Annotated in this window: 16 protein-coding genes; 8 read left to right on the top strand and 8 right to left on the bottom strand. The window is 65.1% G+C overall.

Annotated elements, in window-relative coordinates:
- Positions 1-254 precede the first annotated feature (254 nt).
- The 3 genes from AC0L30_RS29010 (at position 255) to AC0L30_RS29000 (ending at position 6,138) form a co-directional block, all read left to right on the top strand.
- Positions 255-1,997 carry a methyl-accepting chemotaxis protein gene (locus tag AC0L30_RS29010; RefSeq protein ID WP_473405769.1) on the top strand — a complete coding sequence of 581 codons (1,743 nt, stop codon included), beginning with the start codon at positions 255-257 and terminating at the stop codon, positions 1,995-1,997.
- Between the two features lie 194 nt (positions 1,998-2,191).
- Positions 2,192-4,162 carry a methyl-accepting chemotaxis protein gene (locus AC0L30_RS29005; protein WP_219678684.1) on the top strand — a complete coding sequence of 657 codons (1,971 nt, stop codon included), beginning with the start codon at positions 2,192-2,194 and terminating at the stop codon, positions 4,160-4,162.
- A 287-nt stretch (positions 4,163-4,449) separates the two neighbouring features.
- Positions 4,450-6,138 carry a methyl-accepting chemotaxis protein gene (locus AC0L30_RS29000; protein WP_354162036.1) on the top strand — a complete coding sequence of 563 codons (1,689 nt, stop codon included), beginning with the start codon at positions 4,450-4,452 and terminating at the stop codon, positions 6,136-6,138.
- A 3-nt stretch (positions 6,139-6,141) separates the two neighbouring features.
- Here the strand turns inward: AC0L30_RS29000 and AC0L30_RS28995 are convergent, their stop codons facing one another.
- The 6 genes from AC0L30_RS28995 to ygfZ form a co-directional block, all read right to left on the bottom strand.
- The gene (locus tag AC0L30_RS28995) at positions 6,142-8,856 is read right to left on the bottom strand and encodes a DUF2339 domain-containing protein (RefSeq protein WP_473405768.1); all 2,715 of its coding nucleotides are present in this window, start codon (positions 8,854-8,856) and stop codon (positions 6,142-6,144) included.
- A 49-nt stretch (positions 8,857-8,905) separates the two neighbouring features.
- Positions 8,906-9,874, bottom strand: coding sequence for an NUDIX hydrolase (locus tag AC0L30_RS28990; protein ID WP_007594925.1), 969 nt, complete (start codon positions 9,872-9,874; stop codon positions 8,906-8,908).
- A gap of 220 nt (positions 9,875-10,094) precedes the next feature.
- Positions 10,095-10,601: a tyrosine phosphatase family protein gene (locus AC0L30_RS28985; protein ID WP_007594910.1), complete on the bottom strand. Its 507-nt coding sequence runs from the start codon at positions 10,599-10,601 to the stop codon at positions 10,095-10,097.
- Positions 10,602-10,745: 144 nt separating this feature from the next.
- Positions 10,746-11,360 carry a YfbR-like 5'-deoxynucleotidase gene (locus AC0L30_RS28980; protein WP_473405767.1) on the bottom strand — a complete coding sequence of 205 codons (615 nt, stop codon included), beginning with the start codon at positions 11,358-11,360 and terminating at the stop codon, positions 10,746-10,748.
- Complete coding sequence (locus AC0L30_RS28975; protein WP_473405766.1) at positions 11,357-11,983, bottom strand: DNA-3-methyladenine glycosylase I; 627 nt, start codon at positions 11,981-11,983, stop codon at positions 11,357-11,359. Before AC0L30_RS28975 ends, AC0L30_RS28980 begins: the two co-directional genes overlap by 4 nt.
- Complete coding sequence (gene ygfZ, locus AC0L30_RS28970) at positions 11,980-12,861, bottom strand: CAF17-like 4Fe-4S cluster assembly/insertion protein YgfZ (protein ID WP_219678672.1); 882 nt, start codon at positions 12,859-12,861, stop codon at positions 11,980-11,982. Before ygfZ ends, AC0L30_RS28975 begins: the two co-directional genes overlap by 4 nt.
- A gap of 101 nt (positions 12,862-12,962) precedes the next feature.
- Between ygfZ and AC0L30_RS28965 the strand changes: the two genes are divergently transcribed.
- The 5 genes from AC0L30_RS28965 (at position 12,963) to AC0L30_RS28945 (ending at position 17,097) form a co-directional block, all read left to right on the top strand.
- Complete coding sequence (locus AC0L30_RS28965; protein WP_473366349.1) at positions 12,963-14,297, top strand: dihydroorotase; 1,335 nt, start codon at positions 12,963-12,965, stop codon at positions 14,295-14,297.
- A 168-nt stretch (positions 14,298-14,465) separates the two neighbouring features.
- A complete protein-coding gene (locus AC0L30_RS28960; RefSeq protein WP_219678668.1) occupies positions 14,466-15,335 on the top strand; it encodes a sulfurtransferase in 870 nt (289 codons plus the stop codon).
- A gap of 105 nt (positions 15,336-15,440) precedes the next feature.
- Positions 15,441-16,145 carry an RNA polymerase sigma factor gene (locus AC0L30_RS28955; RefSeq protein WP_473405765.1) on the top strand — a complete coding sequence of 235 codons (705 nt, stop codon included), beginning with the start codon at positions 15,441-15,443 and terminating at the stop codon, positions 16,143-16,145.
- Positions 16,146-16,235: 90 nt separating this feature from the next.
- Complete coding sequence (locus tag AC0L30_RS28950; RefSeq protein WP_219678664.1) at positions 16,236-16,769, top strand: DUF4142 domain-containing protein; 534 nt, start codon at positions 16,236-16,238, stop codon at positions 16,767-16,769.
- Between the two features lie 10 nt (positions 16,770-16,779).
- Positions 16,780-17,097, top strand: coding sequence for a cupredoxin domain-containing protein (locus AC0L30_RS28945; protein ID WP_007594893.1), 318 nt, complete (start codon positions 16,780-16,782; stop codon positions 17,095-17,097).
- Between the two features lie 93 nt (positions 17,098-17,190).
- Here the strand turns inward: AC0L30_RS28945 and AC0L30_RS28940 are convergent, their stop codons facing one another.
- Entirely contained in the window at positions 17,191-17,457 is a 267-nt protein-coding gene (locus AC0L30_RS28940; protein WP_007594892.1) for a hypothetical protein, read from the bottom strand.
- 253 nt (positions 17,458-17,710) lie between these two features.
- On the bottom strand, positions 17,711-18,088 hold the full coding sequence (locus AC0L30_RS28935; protein WP_007594891.1) for a TIGR02301 family protein: 378 nt from the start codon (positions 18,086-18,088) through the stop codon (positions 17,711-17,713).
- Positions 18,089-18,326 lie beyond the last annotated feature (238 nt).

Genomic DNA, 18,326 nt, shown 5'->3' with positions numbered 1-18,326 from the left:
GATCGGGTTCGTCTGCTGAGCGACGACGCGCCCGCGCACTGGGATTGACGTTAACGCACGTGACGCGGCAAATTCGCGAGGCGTGTTCCGATTGCGCGGGATGGTTGCGATAATCCGGCAATTGAGCGACATATTCAGTATTTTTACTCAAGCGGCATCGCCTCGCGCTTAACGTTAATGGAAAGCTCGCAGACTAGCCTCCAAGGCTGTTCGCGCGCTTCGCCGCGACAATGCGTATCCCGGGGATGTTTTCGATGATGTTCATTCAGAATCTGCGAATTGCCACCAAACTCGCCATCACCTCGGCGCTGACCCTCGTGCTCGTTGCGCTGATGATCCTCCTCCAGATGAGCGGAAGTGCCGAGGTCCAGAAGCTCAACAATAGCGCATCGGGACAGCAGGCGATCGCGCAAAACGCCGCGGAAGCGAAGGCGTCGGTGCGGGGCATGCAGATCGGCATTCGCGACATCCTGACCTCGTCCTCGCCTGCCGAGTTGCAGAAGGCCGCCAGCTATTTCAACGACCGCCAGACGGCTGCCCTTAAGTTTTCCGGTGAAATGGCAGGGCTCTCGCAATCGCCGGAGAACCACAAACGTATCGACCGCCTGACCGTGTTGATTGGCAATTTCCAGAAAGGCGAGCAGCAGATCGAGGCGATCCGTAAGCAGGAGCTCGCGCTCGAGTCGAGGAAGGACGGCGAAGCGGCGACGCAATTGGCAAAGCTGACCGCTGAAATCATCCGCATCCGCAAGGAGATGCTGATGCCGACCAACGCGGAAATATCGGAACTGGCCGACGAGATCACGAACTTCGCCAAGCATAAGAGTGCAGAGGCGCGCACGGCGGCGGAAACAGAGGCTGCGTCCGTTGCGCGGACGTCATTCGTCGCAGGCGTGCTGGTCGCGCTGGTCCTGATCGGCGCGTGCGTCTTCTCGATCTTCAGCATTGCCCGTCCGATGCGCGCCCTGACTGTCGCGATGGAGAAGCTCGCGGGCGGCGACTTCGCTGTGGTGCTGCCGGGCCTCGGCCGCAAGGACGAGGTCGGCGGCGTTGCCGGTGCCGTCGAAAAATTCAAGACCGTATCCGAGCAGAAGGCGCGCGAGGAAGCGGAAGCCAAGATGCGGCAGGACCAGATGGCGGCCGAGCAGCGCAAGGCCGAGATGCGCAGGCTTGCCGACAGTTTCGAAGGCGCCGTCGGCGAGATTGTCGGCACGGTGTCGTCGGCCTCGACCGAACTCGAAGCGTCGGCCACGACGCTGACCTCGACCGCCGAGCGCACGCAACAGCTCACGACCGTGGTTGCAGCAGCCTCGGAGGAAGCCTCGACCAACGTGCAATCGGTGGCGTCTGCGACCGAAGAGCTGTCGTCCTCGATCACCGAGATCAGCCGCCAGGTGCAGGAATCGGCGCGGGTCGCGAGCGAGGCGGTGACCCAGGCCCGCACCACAACGGACCGTGTCGGCGAATTGTCCAAGGCGGCGGCTCGCATTGGCGACGTGGTCGAGCTGATCAACACCATCGCCGGCCAGACCAATCTGCTGGCGCTCAATGCCACCATCGAGGCGGCACGCGCGGGCGAAGCCGGTCGTGGCTTTGCCGTGGTGGCTTCCGAAGTGAAGGCGCTCGCGGAGCAGACCGCAAAGGCGACCGGCGAAATCGGCCAGCAGATTTCGGGCATCCAGGCCGCGACGCAGGACTCGGTCGCCGCCATCAGCGCCATCAGCAACACCATTGAAAAGCTGTCCGAGATATCGTCCACGATCGCTGCGGCCGTCGAGGAGCAGGGCGCGGCGACGCAGGAGATCTCGCGCAACGTGCAGCAGGCGGCGGAAGGCACCCATCGGGTCTCGTCCAACATCACCGACGTGCAGCGCGGCGCGGGCGAAACCGGCTCGGCATCGTCGCAGGTGCTGGCAGCCGCGCAGTCGCTGTCGGGCGACAGCAACCGCCTCAAGCTCGAGGTCGGCAAATTCCTCGACACCGTGCGCGCGGCCTGACGGGCGCATATCTCTGAGAGAACTGCAACCGCCGCGCGTAGAAGCGCGGCGTTTGCGCGCGTGCATATTGCGGCGCCGCGACGAAGACCGCGCAGGGTTAACTTTCCGGAAAACCGATGCAGTCATGATCCCCGCAATATTCCGGGCGCTGAGTCGCCCTCACGTATTGCGTATCGACGTATTGGAGCACACTCATGAGCGGCCCTTCCATTCGCCTCGCCCACAAGGTCATGGCGATCGGACTGTTCGGATTGTTGGGCCTCGTCGCCTTCGGCGCGATCTACGAGATCGGCAGTCTCTCCCAGGACGCCTCTCGCGAGATTGCCAACCGGGCTCGTGCGATCGCCGACATCGACAAGCAGCTCTCGATCGAGATGCTGGAGGCTCGCCGGGACGAGAAGAACTTCCAGCAGCGCCGCAACGAAAGCTACGCCAAGGCCCATGCCGAATTGATCGGCCCGATCAACCGCGACTTCGAGGAGATCGAGCGGCTGGTTGCGGCCGGCGGCATGGGCGCGCTGTCCGACCGGATGAAGCAGGCGCATGACGGCTTCAAGCGATACGCGTCGGACTTCGGCGCATTGGTGGCCGCGGAGACCCGGCTCGGCCTGAACGAGACGCTGGGCCTCTCCGGCTCGCTCCGCGCCGCCGTGCACGACATTGAGGCCAAGCTCAAGGAGATCGACGATCCCAGGTCCACGAGCTGGATGCTGATGATGCGCCGGCATGAGAAGGATTTCATGCTGCGGCGCGACCCAAAATACATCGCCGAGATGAAGAAGGCCGCAGTTGAATTCTCCAAGGCGATAGAGGTTGTCGCGGTCCCTACGGCGGTGATGAACGACATCACGGCCAAGCTGCAGAAATACCAGTCCGAGTTCGCGGCGTGGGCCGACACTGCACGGCAGAGCGCAGCCCTTGACGCCAGCATGATGAAGACCTTCCGCGAGCTCGAGCCGGGTATGGTCGAGGTACGCAATACAGTCGAAGGCCTGTACAAGCAGGCCGAATTTGGGGAAGCCGCGACCCGCGATGCCGTGCGCATATGGATGATGGTCGCCTTCGGCGTCACCGTCGTAGTGCTCGCCGCAGTCGGCTTCCTTCTGGGGCGTTCGATCTCGAAGTCGCTTGCCGGCATGGTCGGTGCGATGACGCGGCTTGCGCGCGGCGAGCTTTCGATTTCCGTTCCCGGCATCGGGCGCAGGGACGAGATCGGCGAGATGGCCGGTGCCGTCGAGGTGTTCAGGACCAACATGGTGGAGGCCGAGCGGCTGCGCGTCGAGCAGATCGATGCCGAGGCGCGCGGGCGCCAGCAGCGTAAGGCCGACATGCACCGGCTCGCCGATAATTTCGAAGGCGCGGTCGGCGAGATCATCGATACTGTTTCATCGGCTGCAACCGAGCTCGAGGCGTCTTCGAACACGCTGACGCAGGCCGCAGAGCGCGGCAACGGGCTTGCCACCGTCGTGGCGGCCGCCTCCGAAGAGGCCTCCGCGAACGTGCAGTCGGTGTCTTCAGCGAGCGAGGAAATGACCTCCTCGATCTCCGAGATCAGCCGTCAGGTGCAGGAATCGGCGCGTGTCGCCGATGTCGCCGTCGAGCAGGCCCAGCGCACCAATGCGCGCGTCGCCGAGCTGACCAAGGCCGCTTCCCGCATTGGCGACGTGGTCGAGCTGATCAACACCATCGCCAGCCAGACCAATCTGCTGGCGCTCAACGCGACGATCGAAGCGGCGCGAGCGGGCGAGGCCGGCAAGGGTTTTGCCGTGGTCGCGACTGAAGTCAAGGCGCTCGCCGAGCAGACTGCGAAAGCGACCGGCGAGATCAGCCAGCACATCGGTGCGATCCAGACCGCAACGCAAGACTCAGCCGGGGCGATCAAGGAGATCGGCGACACCATCGCGCGGATGTCGGAGATCTCGTCGACCATCGCGGCCGCGGTCGAGGAGCAGGGCGCCGCCACGCAGGAGATCTCCCGCAACATCCAGCACGCCGCGAATGGCACCTCCGAAGTCTCAGCGAATATCGGCCACGTCCAGCGCGGCGCGGGCGAAACCGGGGCTGCCTCGGCGCAGGTGCATTCGGCTGCGCAATCCCTTTCGCAGGAGAGCAACCGGCTGAAGAGCGAGGTCGCGCGCTTCCTGGAATCGGTACGGGTGGCGTGACAGCCGCTGCCGCGTTGGTCGCATGTTGCGGCGCAAGCGGACACGCTGCGCGTGGCAGCATGAGGTGGCTGCGAGCTGCAACAAATGGTTGCATGAGAAATAGCGACTGTCGGAAGTGTCCCGTAATTTTACGTAGGTCCCTGTTAACGCCTGCTTGCGACTATGTGTGCAATCTCACGGGATAAGAACCAGCCAGCATTGTTGAACTGACATCCGTCTCGCCACCGTCGTGGCGATCACGGCGCAGGTGATTTGCGCGTTGTCAGGTAACATCGGGATTTGTCGTGATGTCGAAATTGTCGATCGTCTTCAAGCTTCTGGCCGTGCTGTCGGTCCTCGTTCTTTCGCTCGCCGGTGTCGGCGTGACGGCGATCGGCACCATGCAGAACATCAATTCCCATACGGTCGAGATTGCGGAGAGCTGGCTGCCCAGCGTGCGCGCGCTTGGCTCGCTTCGCGCCGACATTAACGAGCTGCGCGTGGCGCTCCGTCTGCATCTGATGCAGGACAGCGTCGAGGGCAAGGACGCCGCCGAGAAGCGCTTGGCCTCGCTGCGCGCGCGCATCGACCAGACCCGCAAGGTCTACGAGCCGCTGATCACCTCCGCCGAGGAGCGCTCGCTCTATGGGCAATGGAGCACGGCGTGGGCCGAGTATCTGAACGGCGTGCAGGACGTGATGGCGTTGTCGCGCAAGGGCGTCGGCCGTTTCCCGGCCGACGCTAACGAGCTGTTGCAGACCAAGGTCGCGAAGATGGCCCAGGCCGCCGACCCGCTGCTTCAGAAGGGCATCGAGATGAACAATCGCGGCGCCGAGCTGGAGACCAAGCAGGCCGCCGACAGCTATGCCATGATCTTCCGCGTGCTGGTCGGCATCATCGTGCTCTCGGTCGTGATCGCGATCGGCGCCGCCTATTATCTCGTGCGCGACGTTTCCCGTGGCATTGCCTCGATCATCCGCCCGATGCAGTCGCTCGGCGAGGGCGACCTTTCGGCCGAGGTGCCGCATCGCGGCGAGCGGACCGAGATCGGCTCGATGGCGGATGCGCTGCAGATCTTCAAGGAGGCGCTGATCGCCAAGAAGGCTGCCGACGAGGCCGCTGCGCGCGACGCCGAAGTCAAGATCGAACGCGGCCGCCGCGTCGACGCCATCACCCGCAAGTTCGAAGCCATGATCGGCGAGGTCGTCGGCACCGTATCCTCGGCCTCCACCGAGCTCGAGGCCTCCGCCTCGACGCTGACCAACACCGCGCAGCGCGGACAGGAACTCGCGACCGTCGTCGCAGCCGCCTCCGAGGAAGCCTCGACCAACGTTCAGGCGGTAGCATCCGCTTCGGAGGAGCTGTCGTCCTCCATCACCGAGATCAGCCGCCGGGTGCAAGATTCGGCGCGGATGGCCGCGGAGGCCGTCGAGCAGGCGGCGCGGACCAACGACCGCGTCAACGCGCTGTCGCAGGCGGCGTCCCGCATCGGCGACGTCGTCGAGCTCATCAACACCATCGCGGGCCAGACCAATCTGCTGGCGCTGAACGCGACCATCGAAGCCGCGCGTGCCGGTGAAGCGGGCCGCGGATTCGCGGTCGTCGCCTCCGAGGTCAAGGCGCTGGCCGAGCAGACGGCAAAGGCGACCGGTGAGATCGGGGCGCAGGTCTCGGGCATTCAGGCAGCGACGCAGGAATCGGTCAGTGCCATCCAGGAGATTGGCGGCACCATCGAGCGGCTGTCCGAGGTGGCTGCGGCCATCGCCGCCGCCGTCGAGCAGCAGGGCGCGGCCACGCAGGAAATCTCGCGTAACGTCCAGCAGGCCTCGGTCGGCACGCAGGAGGTCTCGTCGAACATCACCGATGTGCAGCGGGGTGCGTTCGAGACCGGCGAAGCTTCGAACGAGGTGCTGTCGGCGGCGAAATCGCTCGCGACCGACAGCACCCGTCTCAAGGTCGAGGTCGCGCAATTCCTGGAATCGGTTCGCGCGGCGTGAGCCTCAAATGCTCGTCTGCGGAGCCGGCGGCGGTGCGACCTGCCGCCGGAACAGGATACGCTGGTAGAGCCAGCCGATCGCGACCAGCACGATGCCGAGGCACATGAAGGACAGCGCGCGGTAGACGCCCGTCAGCGTCGACATGTCGATGACGAAGGCCTTCAGGATCGTCAACGCGATCACGACGGCCGACGCCAGCCGCGCCCGCTCCGAATTGACGAGAATGCCGACGCCGAGCAGCACCACGCCGAAGCCGAGCCAGCCGATCGAATAGGTATATTGCTCGGCGCCCGTCGTCTCCCCGGAGGAGAGGATCGGGCCGTGATAGAAGCGGCGGATCTCCAGCGTGACATAGGTCAGCGCGAACAGCAGCGCGCCGCCCGCAATCGTGTTGGCGTAGGCCTTGCCGCGTTCGCCGGCCACGGCATATGACAGCAGCAGCATCAGCACCGCCGGCAGCGCGTAGCCGAGCAGCAGCAGGTTGAACACGGCGCCGCCGACGTCGGTGCGCCACAGCATCGGGTTCTCCAGGATCAAGAGGCCGAACACGCCCACGAGCCCGCCGATTGCCGTGAGCACGATCGCGCCGACATTGTGCACGATGCTGCGGCTGCGCTGCCGCAGACGCTCCAGCCCGATCGCCATGGCGAGCGCGACACAGGCCTGCAGCGCGCATTCGAGCAGCGACGGTGCCGACGTCACGTCGCCGCCGGTCGCAAAGTGCCGGATCTCCATGAAGGCGAGCAGCGCGGTGAACAGGATCGCGGCGCTCTCGATCATGCGCAACGGGGCGTCGTCGCCGCGGCGGCGCAGGAACAGGCTCGCCGCCCAGAACGATGCCGCCGGCACGCCGTAGCCCCACAACAGCCAGTTGAAGATCGGCGTGGTTCCGACGGCGTCGCCGACGATGCGTGGATCATAGCCGATCCGAGCGGTGACCAGGCCTGCGAAGATCGCGGCCAGCCAGCGCAGGAACGGGATCGGCCGCTGCATCGAGATCCAGGCGGTGCCGAGCGACATCAGCGCGAGTGCGATCGTGAGCCAGCCCTTCTCCAATGCAAATGTCAGCGCCAGCGCCAGCGCACCGAGCGTGCCGGTCGCGAACAAGGCCGTGGAGATCATGGCGCCCGGCCGGGTCTCGCGGCGCGCAAGCGCTTCGGTGGCAGCGCCGAAGGCGGCGGCGAGCAGTACCGCGAGGATGGCGAACGGGATCGAGCGGTCGAGATGCGCGATGCGTGCGTAGAGCGCGACCAGGATCGCGATCGGCGTCGCGACACCCGCGACCGACCACACCACCGGAATGATCGCCGAGTTCGAACGGCCCTGCGCGAGGAATCCCGCGATGCCGAAGCCGGCGGCGAAGATCGCCGCCATCACCAGATGCAGCGTCACCGCGCTGTCGATCGCCGTCGGTGCGATGCCGGCGATGGGGCCGCCCGGCAGCACCAGCATGTCGGGATTGGCGCGCACCGCCCATTCGGCGAACACGATGAAGACGGTCGCGGCGGCCGCGCCGAGCGCGCCGGTGGCCGCCGGCGCGCGCCAGGCGACAAGCAGCGTCGCGCCGACGAGCAGCGTGAAGGCGATCAGCGCCAGGTCCGCATGCGCGCTCGACAGCACGATCAGCATCGCGCCGAACAGATAGGCACCGAGCGAGCCCGACGAGACCGGCTCGATTTCACCGTCCTCGATCGTCGGGCCGAACATGAAGCCGCAGACGACGAGAAGAGCGGCAAGAACGAAGCCTGCGATCACATGCAAAGCGTGCGGCGCGACCTGCAAGTCGCTGGTATCGAGCCCCGGAAAGATCCAGAGCACGGCGAAGGCGATCGTGGTGACCGCAAGCCAGCGCCACAACCGGATACGGGCGAGGCCGAAGCTCGCGGCGGTGACGATGGCGAGATAGATGTAGAGTGCCCAATAGTTCGGCTTGTCGCTCGAGACGAGGATCGGCGTCACGAACGCGCCGACCACGCCGAGGCCCGCGAGCGCGGGCCCGTGCAGGAGCGCCGCAGCCAGCGTGCCAAGCGCGACGAGACCGAGCAGCAGGAAGGCGGTCGCGGGGACGAGGAATCCATAGAGCGCGTAAGCCGCGTAGATGGTCGCAAATGCCACCGCCGTGCCGGCCGCGGTGAGGATCGCGGGAATGTTGGCGATCGGCAGCGCAGCGATGTTGGAGATGCTCTCCTTGCGGCGTGACCATTCGCCGGCGCCAAGCAGCGCCAGCGCGAACACGCCGCCAAGGAACACGCGCACACCGGGGCCGACGAGGCCGGCCTCGATCGAATAGCGCACCATGAAGAAGCCGCCGAGCGCGAGCGCAAGGCCGCCGATCCACACCACCCAGCGCGTGCCGAGCCGTTCCTCGAAGCCGGGCGCGGGCGCGGGTGCGGGCCGCGGCGGCGGCGCGTCGGCCTCGGTGCTCGCTTCGAGCGGAGGCGGTGAAACATCCTCCGTGACGGGCGGGGACGGCGCCTCGGCTCCCGGTTCGGCTTGGGGCACAAGCGGCGGCGGCGCTGCAGAAGTCGTCGCGGACGCTTCAGCCCACACATCTGCCGGGATCCGCGGCGGCTGCACGGGCCGTTGCGCGTGGAACGTCGCTTCGAGCGAGCTCAGCCGTCGTCGCAGCTCAGCCGCCTGGCTGGAGGCCTTGATCGCGATGATGAAAGCGATGACCGCAATGATCAGCGCGAAGACGTCGAACGGGCCGTCAGACATAAAGCCTCCAGGCAATCGGCGGGCAGGGGCCGATCGCGCATATCTCGGGTTAGCGCCGGGAGCGTACGCGCAAGCCCGGCGCGGGCCGCTCCTGGAGCACGTCGCGACGGAAGCGGTAGAGCGCCGCCGGACGTCCGCCCGTCTGTGTCGACATCACCCCGGTCGGTTCGACCAGGGCTTCCATTTCGACCAGGCGGCGGAAATTTTGTTTGTGCAGGTGTCGGCCTGAGATCGCCTCCACCGTATACTGCAATTCGGTGAGTGTGAACTCGGCGGGCAAAAGTTCAAAGACCACAGGACGATACTTCAGTTTTGCACGCAGTCGCGCGATCGCTGTCGCAAGAATCCGGCGGTGGTCGAAGCGCATGGATGTGCCGAGCGCGGGCAGTGCCTTGCGCGCTAATGCCGCAGGGCGACCGTCGCGCCGTGCTTCCTCGACCAGCCCGGCCTCGTACAGGAGCTCGTAGCGGTCGAGCACGCGCTCCTCGTCCCAGGACGCGCCGTCGAGACCGAAATAGAACCGCACGCGATCCTTGCGCGGCAGTGCGCGCGTCGTCTCCGGCGTCTCCTCTTCGGCCCACTCGGTCAATGCCGGGATGATGTCGTCCGCGATGATCGCGGGCGGCCCCTCGCGCCAGTCCTCCCACGGCAAGAAGCGATACCACGGCGCGAAGCTCGCACTCGTGGCTGCGAGTTCGCCGCCGATGGCGCGCGTCAGTGCGAGATAGCCGATCGACACCATGTGCGCGCCGATGTCGCCGGCTTCGGCATGCCGGCCGCGATCGCCGAACGTGTAGAGCTGTTCGACATAGCCGAGCCGCAGGCCCGTCTGTTCCTCGACCCAGGCCCGCAGGCCGATCTCGAAAGTGCGATGGCTCGGCGCATCGAACGGGCCGAACGGCAGGCCGGCCAGGCCATCACTGTCGCGCGCGGTGAGGATCAGCGGTTCATGATTCTCGATCGCGACGATCGCGGCAGTCAGGCCGATCTCGATCGGCGTCAGCAGCTTTTCGCTCATGCGACAGCGATCGCGTGAGTGATGAGATAGGTATGCCAATTGTTTGAGCCGGTCTCGCCGCGGGCTCGCTGTAACCTCTCCCGCTTGCGGGAGAGGTCGGCGCGCAGCGCCGGGTGAGGGCTTTCTCCTCTAGGGGACTGTCCCGATGCGGAGATACCCTCTCCCCACCCCTCTCCCGCAAGCGGGAGAGGGAGCACACCTCTGCTGTGGTGCGCAACTGTCATTCGAGCTCGATCACGAACGGGCGGCCCTCGACCATCATCGCGCCCGGGCCCATCTCGTCGAGTGCGCGCAGCATGCGGCCGTTGCGTCCCAGCGCACGGTCGGCAAGGCTGACGATGCGGCGGTTCGGCGAGGCGATCGGGGAAGCCGCTCTAATCTTCTTTGCGATCTCGGTCTCGTCGCGATCCGGATTGAGTGCGCACACGGCGGCGAAGGCGCTCGCGGTGGAGCGGCTGATGCCGGCATAGCAATGCACCACCAGCGGCGCGTCGCGGTCCCAGCTGCGCACGAAGTTCAGCACCTGCTCGATATGCGTTTCCGATGGCGCGACGAAGCCGTCCATCTCCTCGGTGATGTCGTCCATCGATACCTTGAGATGGTTGGCCGGCAGCACCGACACCGGCCGCGCCACCTGCTCGACATTGGCCATCACGGTCAGCACGTGGCTGGCCTTGGTGAGGCGGACGGTTTCGGGAAGGGCGGCGAGGGAACAGACGTGGATCATGGCGGACCTTTTTGGCGGCGAGTATAGCGAGCGCCCGTAGGGTGGGCAAAGGCGCATCGCGCCGTGCCCACCATTTCGCAACTGCGCATCTCCACCAGTTTGGTGGGCACGCTTCGCTTTGCCCACCCTACGAAGGGATAGGGTTCACGCAAACACGGCGCCAAACCGCTCCAGAAACTGCTTCTCGGCCCGGGCAGCCGTCCAGGGGGTGAGATAGTCGCGCCGGACGCTGTCGGGCAGGCCCGGATCGCGGCCGAACAGGCGCCTGGACTCGCTTTCGCTGAAGCCGGCGAGCGTCGTCGCCTCCAGATAGGCCGCGCCGCGATCGGCGGCCTTGATCGCCAACGTGATCTCCTCCGGTAGCATCGGCGGCAGGCCAAAGCGGATGTGGATGGCGCCGAGTAGGCGTTTTTCGACTGCCTTGTAATGACCGTCGAGCACGGCCTTGAACGGCGATATCATATCGCCGATCACGTATTCGGGCGCATCGTGCAGCAGCGCGGCAAGCCGCACGCGCAGATCCACGCGCGGGTTCTCGTGCCGAATCACGGTTTCGACCAGCAGCGTATGCTGCGCGACCGAGAAGATGTGTGCGCCGATGGTCTGGCCGTTCCAGCGGGCGACACGCGCCAGCCCATGCGCGACGTCGGCGATCTCGATATCGAGCGGGGAGGGATCGAGCAAATCGAGCCGCCGGCCCGACAGCATGCGCTGCCAGGCACGAGACGCCACATCGGGTGACGACTTCCTGGCCGTCATTTGGACTTGAGGCGCGGCTTGCGCTGCGTCTTGCCGCAGCTCGCGTGACAATGGCAGTCGACGAGATGATCGTTGACCATGCCGGTCGCCTCCATGAAGGCATAGACGATGGTCGGGCCGACGAATTTGAAGCCGCGCGAGGACAGCTCCTTGGAGATTTGCGTGGAGAGCGGCGTCGAGGCCGGTACGCTCGCGGTGGTCTTGAAATGATTGACCTTGGGCCTTCCGTCCATGAAGTCCCACAGCAGTTTCGAGAAGCCGGGGCCCTTCTCCATGATGTCGAGATAGGATTTCGCGCTTGATATCGCGCCGTCGATCTTGGCCTTGTTACGCACGATGCCGGCATCGTTCATCAGCGCGTGAACTTTCTTCTCGTTGTAGCGTGCGATCTTTTCCGGCTGGAAATCGTCGAAAGCTTTGCGGAAATTGTCGCGCTTGCGCAGGATCGTGATCCAGGACAGGCCGGCCTGGAAACCGTCGAGGATCAGCTTCTCATAGAGCGCGCGGTCGTCATATTCCGGCACGCCCCACTCCGTGTCGTGATAGGCGACGTAGAGCGGATCTTCGCCGGGCCAGGGGCAACGCGTCTTTCCGTCGGGATGCAGGCGGGGGGCACGGCTCATGCGATGGGTTGCTTGGTTGGAATGCGCACAATTTCAGGTTCCGCAAGCCTCACAGCGAGGCCACCGGCAGTCAGCGCCTGTCCTGCATCGAGCGCATCAGCGACGCGGTCGATGCGCACCAGCGCGATACCCTTGCCCTGCGCCGACGAGCCCATCGTACCGACCGACTTGTCGCCAGCCATGACGCTGACGCCGGGCTCAGGCGAGGAGTCCTCGAGCAGCACCTTGACGCTGCGGGTGCGGGCGGTGCCGCGATGCTGCATGCGCGAGACGACCTCCTGGCCGACATAGCAGCCCTTGTCGAAATCGACACCGGCCAAACGGTCCATGTTGGTCTCGTGCGGGAACGCATCGCTGTACGTGAAATCGAGCCCGCCGCGCGGCACGCCGAGCGCGATGCGGTGGGCCTCGTAGGCGGCGGCGTCGACGAGCTCGGCGCCGATCAGATCGGACAGCTTATGTTTGAGATCTTCGGGGATCAGGATGCGGGTGCCGAGGTCTTCATTGCGCGGATCGGCGAAGGCGAGGTCGGGCTGGGCCGCAGGCTTGCCGTCCCAGGCCGCGAGCACGCCGAGATCGTCGGACAGGTTTTCCACCGTGACCTTGGCGCGCAGCTTGTAGAATTTCAGCTTGGTGGCGAGGCCGTCGGCAAGCGGCTTCGGGCAATCGATCAGGAACCCGCCGCCATGGCCGGCAGGCGCTTCCGTGATCAGGAAATCTACGATGATCTTGCCCTGCGGCGTCAGCAGCGCGCCGAATCGGCCGAGGCCCGGCTTCAGCTTGTCGACATCGGTCGTGACGAGGCCATTGAGGAAGTTGCGCGCATCCTCGCCCGCGACCTTGATCACGCCCCGGTCCGGAAGAAACGCTGATTTCATACGAAAATCTCTTGCGACATGTTGCTCCGGAACGTAAGCCCGCAAGGCAAAAACGACAAGACCTCAAGCCCTGCGCTTGGGGACGAGAGAGGCCTTCAGCCATGACCCAGCGTTTCGACGTGATCCTCAAGGGCGGCACTGTCGTCAACCAGGACGGCGAGGGAGCCCGCGATATCGGCGTCGTCAACGGCCGCATTGCCGAGATCGGCACCCTGTCGCAGGCTTCCGCCGCGGAGGTGATCGACTGCAAGGGCCTGCACATCCTGCCCGGCGTGATGGACACGCAGGTGCACTTCCGCGAGCCCGGGCTGGAGCAGAAGGAAGACCTCGAGACCGGTTCGCGCAGCGCCGTGATGGGCGGCGTCACCGCCGTGTTCGAGATGCCGAATACGTCACCGCTCACGGTGACGGAAGCCGCCTTCACCGACAAGGTGAAGCGCGCCCATCACCGCATGCATTGCGATTTCGCCTTCTTCATCGGCGGCACGCGCGAGAACGTGCAGGACCTGCCGGTGCTGGAGCGCGCGCCGGGCTGCGCCGGGGTCAAGGTGTTCATCGGCTCCTCGACCGGCGCGCTCTTGGTGGAGGATGACGAAAGCCTGCGCCGCATCTTCCAGGTGATCCGCCGCCGTGCCGCCTTCCATGCCGAGGACGAATACCGCCTCAACGAGCGCAAGCCGCTGCGCATCGAGGGGGATCCGCGCTCGCATCCGGTCTGGCGCGACGAGACCGCGGCGCTGATGGCGACGCAACGCCTGGTCAAGCTCGCGCACGAGACCGGCAAGCGCATCCACGTGCTGCACATCTCGACCAAGCAAGAGATCGAATTTTTGCGCGACCACAAGGACGTCGCCTCCTGCGAGGCGACGCCGCATCATCTCACGCTGGTGGCGCCCGAATGCTACGAGCGGCTCGGCACGCTGGCGCAGATGAATCCGCCGGTGCGCGGCGCCGATCATCGCGCCGGGATCTGGCGCGGCATCGAGCAGGGCATCATCGACGTGCTCGGCTCCGATCATGCCCCGCATACGCTCGAAGAGAAGCAGAAGATCTATCCGGCCTCGCCCTCCGGCATGACCGGCGTGCAGACGCTGGTGCCGCTCATGCTCGATCACGTCAATGCGGGTCGGTTGTCGCTGGCGCGTTTCGTCGATCTCACCAGCGCCGGCCCCGCGCGCCTCTACAATATGGCCTGCAAGGGCCGCATCGCCGCCGGCTACGACGCCGACTTCACCGTCGTCGATCTCAAGCGCAGCGAGACCATCACCAACAAATGGGTGGCCTCCAAGGCCGGCTGGACCCCCTATGACGGGTTGCGCGTCACCGGCTGGCCCGTCGGCACCTTCATCCGCGGCCGCCGCGTGATGTGGCAGGGCGAGCTCGTGACGGCCTCGCAAGGTGAGCCGGTGCGGTTTCTGGAGACGTTGAAACAGTAGGGAGCGGCACAAGCGTTCCGCACTCCCGGCGTCGTCCTGGCGAAAGCCAGGACCCATTACCCCGACTGCATCTTGTGCGAAGACTGGTGGCCAACACTTGCGCGCCACAACTTGATCCTGTGGTAATGGGTCCTGGCTTTCGCCAGGACGACGCCGAGGGAGGAATGAATGTCCCAACCGACACCCCTCATCACCACCGAGCAACTCGCCGCCATACTCGGCGATCCCAATCTCCGCCTCTACGACTGCACGACCTACAACGAGCCGGTGCCGCCGGGCAGCGACGTGCCCTATCGCGCCGTGCCCGGCGACAAGACGTTCGAGGCCGGCCACATTCCAGGCGCCGATTTTCTCGACCTGCAAGGCGAGTTCTCCGACGCCTCTGCGCAGCAATTCTTCATGATGCCTGACGTGGCCCAGCTGGAGACCGCCTTCGGCCGCCACGGCCTCGATGCGTCCAAGTCCGTCGTGCTCTACAGCATCGGCACCATGATGTGGTCGACGCGGTTCTGGTGGATGCTGCGCTCGCTCGGCGTTGACGCGCGGGTGCTCGACGGTGGCCTCGACAAATGGAAGGAAGAGGGGCGGCCGGTCGAGACAGGCGCGCCGAAGGGCTATCCGGCCACCACCTTTAAGGCCATACCGCGCGCAGGCTTCTTCGTCGATAAGAATGCAGTGAAGGCACGGCTCGGCGATCCCGCGACTGTTATCGTCAACGCGCTCGGTTCCCAGTTTCATCGCGGCCTCGAGCCGAGCCGCTATGGGCGGCCCGGCCGGGTTCCCGGCAGCGTCAACGTTCCCGCGGCGGTTCTCACCAATGCCGACAAGACGCTGACGACGCTCGCCGATGCCGAAGCCAAATTCGCCGCGGCAGGCGTCACCTGCGACAAGAATGTCATCCTATATTGCGGTGGCGGCATCTCGGCGACGATCGATCTGCTGCTGCTGACGCAGCTCGGTTATGACAAGCTGACGCTGTACGATGCTTCGATGGGGGAGTGGGCGAAGGATCCGGCGCTGCCGATCGAGACGGATTAGGACATTCCCTGGTCTCTCCCCCAGGGGAAGGACAGAAACTTGGGAACCTTTCCCTTGGGGCGGCATCCAATGTCCGGAACGAAGCCAAACAAGCAGGTGACCGCCATGCCACGGACCGCAGCCGGCCTGTCCGCCGGCGCTAAGACTTCAGAAATCCGGACATTGGAAGCCGAACTGGTCGAGCGGGCGCGGGGCCGTGACGAGGCCGCGTTACGCGAGATCATGCAGGCCAACAATCGCAGGCTCTATCGTCTGGCGCGCGGAATTCTGCGCAGCGACAGCGAAGCCGAGGATGTCGTTCAGGAAACCTATATCCGCGCCTTCACCCATCTCGACGGTTTTCGCGGCGAGTCCGGTCTGTCGACATGGCTGTCGCGCATCGCCATCAACGAGGCGCTTGGCCGGACGCGAGGCGCCAGGCCGCATGTCGAGCTGGGCTCGGTGCCCGACGCGACGCTCGAGGCGCAGATCATCAAATTTCCCGCTTCTCCCGCAGGCGATCCGGAAAGGACCATGGCCCAACGTGAAATCCAGCGCGTCGTCGAGCGCGCCATCGATGAGTTGCCGGATGTCTTCCGCATGGTCTTCGTCGCACGCGTGATGGAAGGCATGAACATCGAGGAGACCGCCGAGCTGCTCGGCGTCAAGCCCGAGACCGTGAAGACGCGACTGCACCGTGCGCGCACCATGTTGCGCGAGAACGTCGAGAAGGAGATCGGTCCGGTGGTGATGGATGCGTTCCCGTTCGCCGGGTGGCGCTGCGAGCGGCTGACCGTGTCAGTGCTGAAGCGGCTCGGCATCGGCGGCTGAATTCTTCGGGAACGTTCGCGCGAAAATTCCATCCAACGCCTGTGAAGCAACGCGCCGGTAAAACATCCGGCACCACAGGAGTGTCAAACCATGTTCGTTCGTTGGACCACGGCGATCGCCGCTGCAATTTTGTTGTCGAGCCCCGCGCTGCTGCAAGGCGCCAGAGCAGCCGACAAGCTGACCAATCCGCAGATCGCCCATATCGCCTACACCGCGGGTGTGATCGACATCAACGCAGCCAAGCAGGCGCAGAAGAAAGCCAAGAACAAGGACGTGAAGGCGTTTGCCGACGACATGCTGCGCGACCACGAGGCCGTCAACAAGCAGGCGCTCGCGCTGGTCAAGAAGCTGAACGTCACGCCTGAAGACAACGACACCAGCAAGGCGCTGTCGAAGCAGGCGAGCGAGAAGCTCGCCGAATTGGACAAGCTGAGCGGTGCGGCCTTCGACAAGGCCTACGTCGCAAACGAGGTCGCCTACCACAAAACCGTCAATGGCGCGCTGGAAACCCAGCTCATTCCGTCCGCCAGCAATGCCGAACTGAAGAGCCTGCTGCAGACCGGCCTGAAAATTTTCCAGGGCCATCAGCAGCACGCCGAGCACATCGCGGCGGAGCTGAAATAGGGAGGCGATGATGCCGGGACGATTGTCTGCGATCGCGTCAGCGGTCCTGCTCGTGGCGTTGGCCGTCCCGGCGCACGCTGCGACCATAGAGATCACGATGGAGAATCTCGAAGTGTCGCCGAAAGACGCTTCGGCCAAGGTCGGCGACACCATTGAATGGATCAACAAGGACGTCTTCGCCCACACCGCGACGGCCAGGAACGGCGATTTCGACGTGAACTTGCCGGCGAAAAAATCAGGGACGTTGGTCCTCAAGAAGGCAGGCACGGTCGATTATTACTGCCGCTATCATCCCAACATGAAAGCGACGCTCAAGATCGAGCCGTAACGGGCTGGGGAGCGCATTCCCGACGGCAGCGGAAACCGGCCCCGCCCGCGTGGCGGGGGCGTTTTCGGCAAGGCTTACTGCCTGAAGAAAGACTTACTGTCGGGAGATGTCGACCGAGAATTCGCCGTTGCGGATGCGGCCAGGAAAGCCTTCGACGAACTTCGCCACCGCGTCCTCGCCATAGGTGCCGACGAGCTCGGCAAGGGCCGCGAACAGGCTCGCCTGCGCCAGGCAGTCGCCGTCGACGCCGTCATGGCGCGCTTCGGCCCAGGCCTCGTTGAGATAGCTCAGTGCGGCCTGTTTCTGCTCGTGATCGGGCAGCGGCGCGCGTGCGGGGGCGTAGGACACTGGATGGCTCATGAAACTCGTCAGGGCTGGGGCGCAATCCACGGCGATGCGCTGTGCGAGAGGTGTAGCACGCGGGTTAACGCCCGCTAGGCCACTTCTTTAGGAACGGTTAACGGCTGTGTACAAAGTCGATGACAGGGTTCCCGCCGCTGTCATTCCGGGGCGCGCGCAGCGCGAGCCCGGAATCCATCTGGTCGCAGAGACGGTGGATGAATGGATTCCGGGCTCGCGACATCGTCGCGCCCCGGAATGACGAATGGAGAGTTCAGTTCGCGTAACGCGCCGTGAGATCGCGCGAGATCTTCGCGCCTTCCTCGATGTAGCGGCGGATCGCCACCGTCGCGGCCGGCGTGCAGCTCCGGTAGGTCTGCTGAAAACCGTTATAGCCGCGGTTGAAGCCGGCGATCATGCGGGTGCGGCGTTCGCCCGCGGGGGTTTCGGCATCGATCAGCGCCTGCATCTCGCTGCGCCATTTGTTGCCCTCGTTGGACCCACAGATGCCGCGCAGATAGTGCAGCCCGCCGAGGATCTCCGCCAGCCGCTGCAAATCGCCGTCAAACGGCGCTGCCCCGTCCTGAGCCCTCGTGGGCACCGAGGCGCAGGCGAGAATCAGGGCAAAAATGGCCAGAAATCGCATCGACATCGGCCGGGTGTATGCCTCCTCGGGGCGGTGGACGCAAGGCGCCGGGCCGTGCGAGCGTTGCGCTCCCTCCCCCGCTTGCGGGGGAGGGTCGGGGAGAGGGTATCTCCGCAGGCGAGCACCCCCAAGAGGAAAAGGCCCTCACCCGCCGCGCTCTCGCGCGTCGACCTCTCCCGCAAGCGAGGGCTTTGCGTAAATCGCGAATCTGCGATTCTCTAAGAGACATCTGAAGAGGATCTGG

It is taken from the genome of Bradyrhizobium sp. MI1.11 (assembly GCF_055811255.1).
Note: the sequence above shows the minus strand (reverse complement) of the source record. Positions and strands in the feature narration are given on the sequence as shown.